We start from the raw sequence: 10,015 nt of genomic DNA, 5'->3' as shown, positions 1-10,015 counted from the left end.
GCGGCCTGGTCGAGCAGTCCCCAGATGGCGGCCAAGGTGGCGCTCAGTTCGCAACAGGTGCGCGGCACCACCACCGAGCTGGGGGCGGCGGCGCGAGCCCAGGCCTATCGCATCCAGCGCATCGCCCAGGCCATGCTGGAAATGTCGACCCAGATCAATGGCATCTCGGTGTCGGCCGACGAATCGGCCGATGTGGCCCGCCATGCCGTGGTGGTGGCCGAGCGCGGCACGCGTGCGGTGGAAGATGCGGTCAAGGCCATGGATGGCATCGGTGAACAGATCCGCGAAACCTCGGGCCGCATCACGCGGCTGGGGGCGTCCTCGCAGATGATCGGCGAGATCACCGAGCTGATCTCCGACATCACCGAGCGCACCAATGTGCTGGCGCTCAACGCCGCCATCCAGGCGGCCTCGGCCGGGGAAGCCGGGCGCGGCTTCTCGGTGGTGGCCGAGGAGGTGCAGCACCTGGCCGAGCGCTCCAGCGCCGCCACCCGCGAGATCGGTGCGCTGGTGCGCATGATCCAGGCCGACACCCGCGACGTCGTGGTGGCCATGGAAAAATCCACCACTGGCGTGACCGATGGCGCCGTGCTCTCGGATGCGGCCGGCAGTGCGCTGGCCGACATCCGCAGCGTCTCCAAGCAACTGGCCGAGCTGATCCAGGGCATGGCCGCCGCCACCCGTGAACAGGCGGTCTCGGCCAGCGGCGTGGCGCAGCAGATCCAGGGCATCCTGAGCGAGAACGACATCATCGAACAAAGCCGCGAGCAGGTCTCCACGCTCTATGAAGAACTATGGGATGCGGCCCGGCAACTGGAAAGCTCGGTGTCGCGCTTCCGCGTGACCGTCTCCTGATCGGTGTGCCCGGATCATGAAGCTCGATTCTGCGTCCGTCATCGATGCCGCGACTTCAGCGGCTGCACCTGATTTACCTGATGCAGCCGATACTCCCGCCGCCGACACCGTCCTGCGCGAAACCCTGCGTCCGCTGCTGGCCATCGTCCGCCAGCAAAGTGCCGCATGGGGCGCGCGCCTGGAAAGTGAGGATGGCCCGCGCGCCGCCTTGCCGCCGCTGGCCCTGCGCTCGCTGGCGGCGCTGCGCGACTACGCCCGCAGCAGCAGCGCCGAGCCCTTCGCCGATGCGGCCGCCAGGCTCTTCGCACTGCTGGAGCAGCAATCGGCGCAAGCCGACCTGGACCCGCTCACCCGCAGCATTATCGAAGCCGACATCGAGCAACTGGCCCAACTGCTGGAAGCCCCCCTGACCGCCGCCGCAGGTGCCGTCGCCGCCGGTGCGCCAGCAGCATCGGTGGTGCATGAGGAAATCGATCCGCTGCTGCTGCCGGTATTTCTGGAAGAAGCGCAGGAACTCATCACCGGCATCGGCGAAACCTTGCTGGGCCTGCCGGCCGCCGAGCAGCGTGGTGTGGCCGACGCCAGCCTGCTGGCCGAGCTGGCGCGTCCCCTGCATACGCTCAAGGGCAGTGCGCGCATGGTCGGCGCCCGGCACCTGAGCCGCTGCCTGCATGACATGGAAACCACCTTGCAGCGTCTGGCGCTGGACGATGCGGTGCAGGAAAGCGGCAGCCTGGCCGCGCTCCTGGCGCTGTACGACCAGGCCATCGAACAGTTCAATACGCTGGAACAGGGCCTGGCCGTTGCCTCTTCTCCTGCCCGACGCGATGGCCTTGCCGACAGCCAGCTCATCGCCCCGCTGATCCGTATCCGCACTACCTTGCTGGATAAGCTGCTCAACCAGGTAGGTGAAGTTTCGATCAGGCGCGCGCAACTGGACAACGAAATCACGGCCTTGCAGGGCGATGCCCGCGCACTGGGTGAACAATTGGGGAAATTGGCCGAGCAACTGCGGCAATTGCAGCGCCACTGCAGCGACACGCCCTGGGTCGCGCCACCCGGCCAGGACCCCGGCAGCGCCGCCCCGCTGGCCCTGGCCGGCAGTATGCAAGAGGCGCTGGGCGAGGCGCTGCAACGCCAGAAGCAGTTGCTCCAGCGCGTATTGAAGACGCGCGAAGACCTGCGCCAGCAAGGCCGCACCACCCGCGAACTGCAACAGGAGCTGATGCACGCGCGCATGGTCAAGTTCAACAGCATGGAGTCGCGGATGCAGCACCTGGCGCGCCAGGTCGCCCTCGAAACCGGCAAGCCGCTCACGCTGGAACTGTCGGACTACCGCCTGCACATCGACCGCGCCATCCTGGAGCGCCTGATGGGCCCGCTGGAACACCTGCTGCGCAACGCCGCCGTGCATGGCATCGAAGATGCCGAGGTGCGTCGCGCCGCCGGCAAGCCCGTCAGCGGCCAGTTGCGCATCCAGGCCAGCCACGAAGGCAATGAAGCCGTGATCCGCGTCAGCGACGATGGCCGTGGACTGGACCTGCAAGCCATCCGCGACAAGGCCCACCAGCGTGGCTTGATCGAGGTCCAGCAGATCAGCGAAGCGCGCCTGGCCGAATTGATCTTCGAGCCTGGTTTCAGCACCTCGACCCAGGTATCGGCCCTGGCCGGACGCGGCGTGGGCATGGACGTGGTGCGCGCCGAAGTGGCCGCGCTCGGTGGCCGCATGACGGTCCATTCGCGCGCCGGCCGGGGCGTGCTGTTTACCCTGTACCTGCCGCTGTCGCTGGCGGTCCAGCATGTCTGCCTGCTGCGCCATGGCCAGCAGCCGTATGCGATTCCTTCGACCTTGATCGAACGCGTGGTGCAGCTACGCAGCGACCAGGCGCAGGATGCCCTGCAACAGCGCGCGCTGGAATTCAACGGCCAGCGGCTGGCGCTCTATCCGCTGCATTGCCTGCTGGATGAACCAGCGCATCCCGCCTGGCCCGATCCATCGGACTCGGCCTTTGCGCTGCTCATCAAGCGTGGTGATGAATTGATGGTCATCATGGCCGACCACGTCAGCGGCAATCGCGAAGTGGTGGTCAAGCCGGTCGGCCCGCAAGTGGCCACCCTGGCCGGCGTGGTCGGCGCCACTGTGCTGGGTGATGGCCAGATCGTGTTGATCATCAACCCGCTGTTGCTGTCCGGCGCGCGCCGCGCCGATGGCAGGGCGGCAGAGCCAGGCGTACAATGACCGGCCTTGGCCCTGGTTAGCGACAGCGCCGCTGCCGCGCACCACGCCAGGCGACATGCGATGATGGCGCCGATGATCCTGGTCGCATCAGGCGCGTTGATCGCACCGGGTGTGCCGGCACTGACGCGCCGCGCATGGCTGCATTGAATTCATCGGAGGATGGCGCGCACGGCTGCTCGGCATCGGTGGGCAGCAGCCAGCGCATCCCGATGCTGCAGACCAGGCCCAGCAGGCCGAGGAACAACAAGAAGTCTTGGAGCATGATTCCACCCTGGGGTCGAGTCGGACGGCGGTCGCTGTCACGGATGGCTTTACTGTAGGGGCGCGCAGCGCGCAGCGCCAATATCAAATCAGCCGGGCTGCCATCTCAAAACGATATGGCGATAGAGATAGGGCAGCACCGGCAGCACCGTCAGCAGGGCAGGGAGAGCAGAGGATGATTTCCATCCGGCAGTTGCGTTATTTCGTCGAGATCGTCGAGGCCCGCGGTTATACGCGCGCCGCCGAGCGTCTCTTCATTGCGCAGTCGGCATTGAGCCGCCAGGTAAAGGAGCTGGAGGCGGACCTGGACGTGGTGCTCATCAAGCGCGACGCCAAGGCTTTCGAACTGACCCAGGCCGGCCAGGATTTCTATGAGCGCAGTCGCAAGATCCTGCTCGACCTGGACCGCGCCGTGGCCCAGGCCCGTACCATCGGCAAGGGTGAGCATGGCGCATTGCGCCTGCTGCATTCCAGCTCGGTGCCGCTGGCGCCGCCGCTGGGGCCTTGCCTCAACGAAGCCCTGAAGGATTTCCCCGGCATCTCGCTGGAGATCTCGCAAGCGCCATCCGAATACCAGGCCCGCGAAATCGTCGAAGGCAGCGCCGACCTCGGCCTGGCGCGTCTGCCCATCTTGCGTGCCAATCCCAATCTGGAGAGCACCGTGTTGTACCGCGAGCGCCTGGTGGCGGCCGTGCCGGTCACGCATCGCCTGGCGCAGCGCAGTGAAGTGGAGATTGCCGAATTGCGTGATGAATTCTTCGTCACCGTGCCGCATCGCGATCGCGGCGGCTTGAGTTACCTGGTGGCCGAACGGTGCATTGCGCATGGATTCTATCCGCGCGTGGCGCGTGCCACCTCGCGCAAGAATTCATTGCTCAGCCTGGTCAATGCAGGATTCGGCATCGCCGTGGTGCCGCAGAGCATGGTCAGTATTTCGCTCTCGGACGGAGTCAGTTTCCCCGCCCTCAAGGATGCCGATTTCCATTCGGAAGTGGCGCTGCTGCGCCGACGCGATGCGCCGGCCATGGTGCAGCAGTTCGTGCAGACCTTCGTGGCCCGCCTGCGCGAGGCGGGCTTGCCGGCGCCCGATCAGTAGCAAGAGGTCAGAGGTAAGAGTTCTGATCTCTGAGCTCTGAGATCAGACGATCAGTTGCCGGTCGCCACCGGACGTTGCGGATCGGAACTCCATTCGCTCCACGATCCCGGATACAGGCTGGCCCCCGACAAGCCCGCCACTTCCAGCGCCAAGAGGTTATGGCAAGCGGTCACACCCGAGCCGCATTGCATGACGGCGGCGTGTGGATCGCCCACCACCGACAGCCACTCTTCGCGCAGCTGGGCTGCGCTCTTGAAGCTGCCATCGGCTTGCAGGTTGTCCTTGAAGAAGCGGTTTTTGGCGCCAGGGATGTGGCCGCCCACCGCATCGATGGTTTCGTTCTCGCCGCGGAAGCGATCCGGTGCGCGGGCATCGACCACCTGCAACGCCTGGGTCTTGAGGTTTTCCAGCAGGGCCTGGGCATCGACGGTCTTCACCAGCGAGGACAGGTCCTGCAGATTGCCCGCTGTGGCCGGTGCCGGGACTTCGCTGGTGAGGCTCTCGCCCAGCGCCTGCCAGGCCGCCATGCCGCCGTCGAGCACGGCCACGTCGCGGTGGCCCACCCAGCGCAGCAACCACCACAGGCGTGCCGCATACATGCCGCCCTGGGCATCGTAGGCCACCACTTGTGAATCGTTGTTGATGCCCAGCTCGCGCATGGCTTGCACGAACTGCTGGCGATCCGGCAGCGGATGGCGGCCATGGAAGCGGCCGTTGGCATCGGTCTTGGGGCCGGCGAGCAGCTCGTCGAGGTGGGCGAAGCGGGCCTGCGGCAGGTGGCCGGCCGCATAGGCCTGGCGACCGAAATCCGGGTTGAGCAGGTCATGGCGGCAATCGACGATCACCAGGTTCAGGTATTGCGCACGATTCTTCAGTTCGTTGGCGCTGATGAGGGTTTGGTAGGTCATGACCATCTCCTTTTATTCATATATCCAAAAATAGGGGGGTAGGCGGGGCACTTCACGCTTCATATCTCACGCTTTACACCTCAGTGGCAATCGGGTCCACCTTGGGCACATTCCTGGCCACGGCCTGGGTCTGCTTCTGGTTGCGATAGGTGGCCAGCATTCCACTGGCCAGGATCACCGCCATGCCCAGCCAGCCGATCCAGCCTGGTGCATCATCCCAGATCAGTACACCGAACAGGCTGGAAAAGACGATGCCCGTATATTGCAGATTGGCCGTGACCAGCGTATTGCCGAGCCGGTAGGCGCGTGTCATGGCGATCTGGGCGGTGGTGGCCGTCAAGCCTATCATGACCACCAGCAGCACACCCAGCCAGGAATGGCTGTGCCACAGCGGCACGCGGCCGGTGACCACGCTGCCGATGAGCCCGGCCAGCACGCCCGTGGCAGAAAAGTAGAACACCACACGATACTCAGGTTCCCCCAGCAGCCCCAGCTTGCGCACCTGCAGGTAGACCAGCGCCGAGAGCACGCCCGAGGCCAGCGAGATGGCGCCGCCCAGCAATTGCTCGGCATTGAGCGAAGGCCGCATCAACAGCGCCACACCGACGAAGCTCAAGGCTACGGTCCCGGCCAGGCCCCATTCGAACTTCTTGTTGCCCTGCCACCAGCCGGCCACGAACAGCATCACCGCAATCCAGATCGAGGACATGTAGTTCAGCGTAGTGGCCGTGGCAATCGGCAAGAGGCTGAAGGAGTAGAACCACATCCACAGCGAGATCACCCCCACCCCGCCGCGGATGAAGTGATCGCGCGGGAAGGGGGTGCGCAGCGTGCCGCCGCGCAGGCGGATCAGGCCGAGGATGAACAGCACGCCGATCACGCCCCGGCAGAGCACGATCTCGGAGGTCGTGTAGTAGCTGCCGGCGAGCTTGACGCACACGCCCATGACGGCAAAGAGGAATGAAGCAACGAGCATCCAGAGCGATTGCATGGCGACGGATCAGTAGTGGGAGAGGAGAGGGGGACGGACAGATGAAGCGCAGGTGGCTGGGCAAGCCCATCCGCACGCCGCAATGAAAACGGCAGCCCCGGTATGAACCGGGGCTGCCGTCGTGCAACCAATGTCGATCGTGCCAGAGCCGGAGGGAAGGCGACAATGACGACGTAGACTGCGTCCGTCGTGAGATTGCCGCTGTGCCTGCATCTGCGTTCCCCCTGCGCGGCCGTTCGGCCTGGTTATGGTGTGCTGGTTCCTGGCGGCACGTCCAGTTGCTGGCGATACCATTCGTGGAAGTGCTGCATTCCATCTTCCATGGGTGACTGGTAGGGACCGACTTCGCTGGTGCCGCGATCCATCAGTATACGACGACCGGCATCCATGCGCTGGGCGATCTCATCATCCTCCACGCAGGTCTCCATGTAGGCGGCGCGTTCGGCCTCCACCAGCTCGCGCTCGAAGAGGGCGATTTCTTCCGGATAGTAGAACTCCACCACATTGGTGGTCTTCTGCGGACCGCTCGGCCAGAGCGTGGACACCACCAGCACGTGCGGATACCACTCCACCATGATGTTGGGGTAGAGCGTCAGCCAGATGGCGCCGAACTTGGGCGGCTGGCCATTGGAGAACTGCAGCAGCTTTTCCTGCCACTTGCCGTAGGTGGGTGAGCCGGACTTGATCAGGCCATGGTTCACGCCCACGGTCTGCACGCTATAGTCGCGGCCGAATTCCCACTTCAGGTCGGAGCAGCTCACGAAGTTGCCCAAGCCCGGATGGAAGGGCTCGACATGATAGTCCTCCAGGTAGACCTCGATGAAGGTCTTCCAGTTGTAGTCACACTCATGCACTTCGGTGTGATCGTACAGGTAGCCCGAGAAATCCAGGTCCCGCGTCACGCCCAGGTGCTTGAGCTTGTCGGCGATATCGACGCCATTGTTCTCGAACAGCAGGCCGTTCCAGCTTTGCAGCGGCGTCTTGGACAGGTTCATGCACGGCGTCTCACCGAAGTGAGGTGCGCCGATCAGTTCACCCTTCAGATCATAGGTCCAGCGATGCAGGGGACAGACGACGTTGTTGGTATTGCCGCGGCCATCGAGCATCTTGGCCTGACGGTGACGGCAGACGTTGGACAACAGTTCAATACCCTGCGCATTGCGCACCAGCATCCGGCCTTCGTTCTCCCACGGCAGGGTGGAATAGTCGCCGGCATTGGGTACCATCAGCTCATGGCCGACGTAACGAGGTCCGTGCTGGAAGAGTTGTTTCAGTTCCCGCTGATAGAGCGGTTCGTCGAAGTAGACGTGGACTGGAAGTTGCGCGTTGGAACGCGCCAATTTGGCAAAAGTAGCAAGATCGGACATTTCCGCCCCCAAATTAATTTGCACCAACCTAAGGAAGAAAATCCGCAAAAACCTATGTTCAAATAATATGAAGAGGAAATTTTGGACAGAACCGTGGATTATGCCACAAAACCCCCACAAGGGGCCGGGTTTTGTGGCCAAAATGCCAGTAAATTGACCGAATTTACAAGCTCGGCCAGAAAAGCAGCGACATTTCCACGCCTTCGATTGACTTGGGAATCATTGGTTTGTTCTAAAATACCGGGTTAGTTTTTTGAATGGGTCGATATGCCTAGAACCTCTGCCGCTGCTGCCACCGCCACTGCCGCCTTGCCCGCCTCCTTCGAAGACGCCATGCAGGAGCTGGAACAACTGGTGGCCCGGATGGAAGCCGGCGAACTGCCGCTGGAAGCCTCGGTGGCCGCCTACAAGCGCGGCTCGGAACTGGTCAAGTTCTGTGCCGGCCAGCTCGACAAGGTCGATAGCCAGGTCAAGCTGCTCGAAGGCGACATGCTCAAGCCCTTCAACGCAGCCGAGGCTGCCGGCGGGGACGACTGATGAATGCACAGATGCCGGTGGCCAGCGCACAGGCCTCACCTGATTTTGCAGACTGGATGCGCCAGGTCCAGGGTGGCATGGAAGACGTGCTGGACCGCTTCCTGGCACCGACCTCCAAGGTGCCGGCGCGGCTGCACGAAGCCATGCGCTACACCGCCATGGATGGCGGCAAGCGCGTGCGCCCGCTGCTGGTGTATGCCGCCGGTGAAGTCTTCGACACCCCGCCTGCGCTGCTGGACCGCGCGGCGGCGGCCGTGGAGATGATCCACGTCTATTCGCTGGTGCATGACGACATGCCCTGCATGGATGACGATGCCCTGCGTCGTGGCAAGCCCACGGTGCACGTGCAATACGATGAAGCCACTGCGCTGCTGGTCGGTGACGCCTTGCAGGCGCAAGCCTTCGAGACCTTGTCGGCGCCGCTGGCCGGCGAGCCGGGCTTGAGCGTAGCCGACCTGCCGGCCCGCCAGTTGCGCATGGTGCAGTTGCTGGCCCAGGCCTCGGGTTCGGTGGGCATGTGCGGCGGCCAGGCAATCGACCTGGCCAGCGTGGGCATGACACTGTCGCTGGCCGAACTGGAACAGATGCATCGCTTGAAGACCGGTGCGCTGTTGCGCGCCGCAGTGCTGTTGGGCGCGCTGGGTGGCAAGGACTTGAGCGCCGATGAAAGTGCTGCGCTGGACGACTACGCACGCGCCATCGGCCTGGCCTTCCAGGTGGTGGACGACATTCTCGATGCCACTGCCGACTCGGCCACGCTGGGCAAGACCGCCGGCAAGGATGCGGCCGACAACAAGCCGACCTATGTATCGATCCTGGGCCTGGCCCAATCGCAGGCGCTGGCCGACAAGCTGCGCGCCACTGCCCATGCGGCGCTGGCGCCATTCGGCGAAAAGGCGCGCCGCCTGCGCCAACTGGCCGACCTGATCGTACAGCGAAAGACCTAAGACCTAAACCAGGCATGAAGACGGACCGCGCGGCAAGCTGCCGAGCTGCCAGATGCGGCCTTCAGACCCCAACACGGTAAGAACAAGATGCTCCTCACTACCATCAACGACCCGGCCGACCTGCGCCGCCTGACCCGCCATCAATTGAAGCCGCTGGCTGAAGAGTTGCGCGGTTTCCTGCTGGACTCGGTGTCCAAGACCGGCGGCCACTTGTCCTCCAATCTGGGCACGGTCGAGTTGACCATCGCGCTGCATTACGTCTTCAACACTCCCGAAGACCGCATCGTCTGGGACGTGGGCCATCAGACTTACCCGCACAAGATTCTCACCGGCCGGCGCGAACGCATGGCCACGCTGCGCCAGCAGGAAGGCATCTCGGGCTTCCCGCGCCGCATCGAAAGCCAGTACGACACCTTCGGCACCGCGCATTCCTCGACCTCGATCTCGGCTGCGCTGGGCATGGCCCTGGCCGCCAAGACGCAAGGTTCGGAGCGGCACGCCATCGCCGTCATCGGCGACGGCGCCATGACGGCCGGCATGGCCTTCGAAGCGCTCAACAATGCGGGCGTGCATGAGGATGTGAAGCTGCTGGTCATCCTCAACGACAACGACATGTCGATCTCGCCGCCGGTCGGCGCGCTGAACCGCTACCTGGCACGTCTGATGTCTGGCAAGTTCTACGCCACCGCGCGCGACGTGGGCAAGTCGGTGCTGCCCGGCCCGGTGCTGGAACTGGCCAAGCGCCTGGAAGAACATGCCAAGGGCATGGTGGTCCCGGCCACCATGTTCGAGGAATCGGCTCAACTACATCGCC

At 64.1% G+C, this 10,015-nt stretch carries 10 protein-coding genes; 6 read left to right on the top strand and 4 right to left on the bottom strand.

The genetic code is table 11. The annotated features are described in order from the left end of the window. On the top strand, positions 1-855 hold an 855-nt coding region (locus I5W_RS14265), incomplete at its 5' end, for a methyl-accepting chemotaxis protein (protein WP_044529725.1). 16 nt (positions 856-871) lie between these two features. Further along, positions 872-3,094, top strand: a complete 2,223-nt coding sequence (locus tag I5W_RS14260; protein ID WP_044529724.1) for a chemotaxis protein CheA — start codon at positions 872-874, stop codon at positions 3,092-3,094. Positions 3,095-3,110: 16 nt separating this feature from the next. Here the strand turns inward: I5W_RS14260 and I5W_RS14255 are convergent, their stop codons facing one another. Further along, a complete protein-coding gene (locus I5W_RS14255) occupies positions 3,111-3,356 on the bottom strand; it encodes a hypothetical protein (protein WP_044529723.1) in 246 nt (81 codons plus the stop codon). Positions 3,357-3,530: 174 nt separating this feature from the next. On the opposite strand from I5W_RS14255, the gene I5W_RS14250 reads away from it, so the two are divergent. Beyond that, positions 3,531-4,451 carry a LysR family transcriptional regulator gene (locus tag I5W_RS14250; RefSeq protein ID WP_044529722.1) on the top strand — a complete coding sequence of 307 codons (921 nt, stop codon included), beginning with the start codon at positions 3,531-3,533 and terminating at the stop codon, positions 4,449-4,451. Positions 4,452-4,501: 50 nt separating this feature from the next. Here I5W_RS14250 and I5W_RS14245 read toward each other — a convergent pair whose 3' ends face one another. The 3 genes from I5W_RS14245 to I5W_RS14235 all read right to left on the bottom strand — a co-directional run bounded on the left by I5W_RS14245 (position 4,502) and on the right by I5W_RS14235 (position 7,717). Further along, on the bottom strand, positions 4,502-5,359 hold the full coding sequence (locus tag I5W_RS14245; RefSeq protein ID WP_044529721.1) for a sulfurtransferase: 858 nt from the start codon (positions 5,357-5,359) through the stop codon (positions 4,502-4,504). Positions 5,360-5,432: 73 nt separating this feature from the next. Then, positions 5,433-6,350 carry a DMT family transporter gene (locus I5W_RS14240; protein ID WP_017452411.1) on the bottom strand — a complete coding sequence of 306 codons (918 nt, stop codon included), beginning with the start codon at positions 6,348-6,350 and terminating at the stop codon, positions 5,433-5,435. A 245-nt stretch (positions 6,351-6,595) separates the two neighbouring features. Then, a complete protein-coding gene (locus I5W_RS14235; protein ID WP_044529720.1) occupies positions 6,596-7,717 on the bottom strand; it encodes an aromatic ring-hydroxylating oxygenase subunit alpha in 1,122 nt (373 codons plus the stop codon). Positions 7,718-7,984: 267 nt separating this feature from the next. Here I5W_RS14235 and I5W_RS14230 point away from each other — a divergent pair, with 267 nt between their 5' ends. The 3 genes from I5W_RS14230 to I5W_RS14220 all read left to right on the top strand — a co-directional run. Beyond that, positions 7,985-8,254 carry an exodeoxyribonuclease VII small subunit gene (locus I5W_RS14230; protein WP_017452409.1) on the top strand — a complete coding sequence of 90 codons (270 nt, stop codon included), beginning with the start codon at positions 7,985-7,987 and terminating at the stop codon, positions 8,252-8,254. Beyond that, complete coding sequence (locus I5W_RS14225) at positions 8,254-9,201, top strand: polyprenyl synthetase family protein (protein WP_044529719.1); 948 nt, start codon at positions 8,254-8,256, stop codon at positions 9,199-9,201. Before I5W_RS14230 ends, I5W_RS14225 begins: the two co-directional genes overlap by 1 nt. A gap of 87 nt (positions 9,202-9,288) precedes the next feature. Next, a partial coding sequence (locus I5W_RS14220) for a 1-deoxy-D-xylulose-5-phosphate synthase N-terminal domain-containing protein (RefSeq protein ID WP_044529718.1) occupies positions 9,289-10,015 on the top strand: 727 nt, incomplete at its 3' end.

This window comes from Herbaspirillum sp. B65 (assembly GCF_000333555.1).
Taxonomy (GTDB): domain Bacteria; phylum Pseudomonadota; class Gammaproteobacteria; order Burkholderiales; family Burkholderiaceae_D; genus Herbaspirillum; species Herbaspirillum rubrisubalbicans.
Note: the sequence above shows the minus strand (reverse complement) of the source record. Positions and strands in the feature narration are given on the sequence as shown.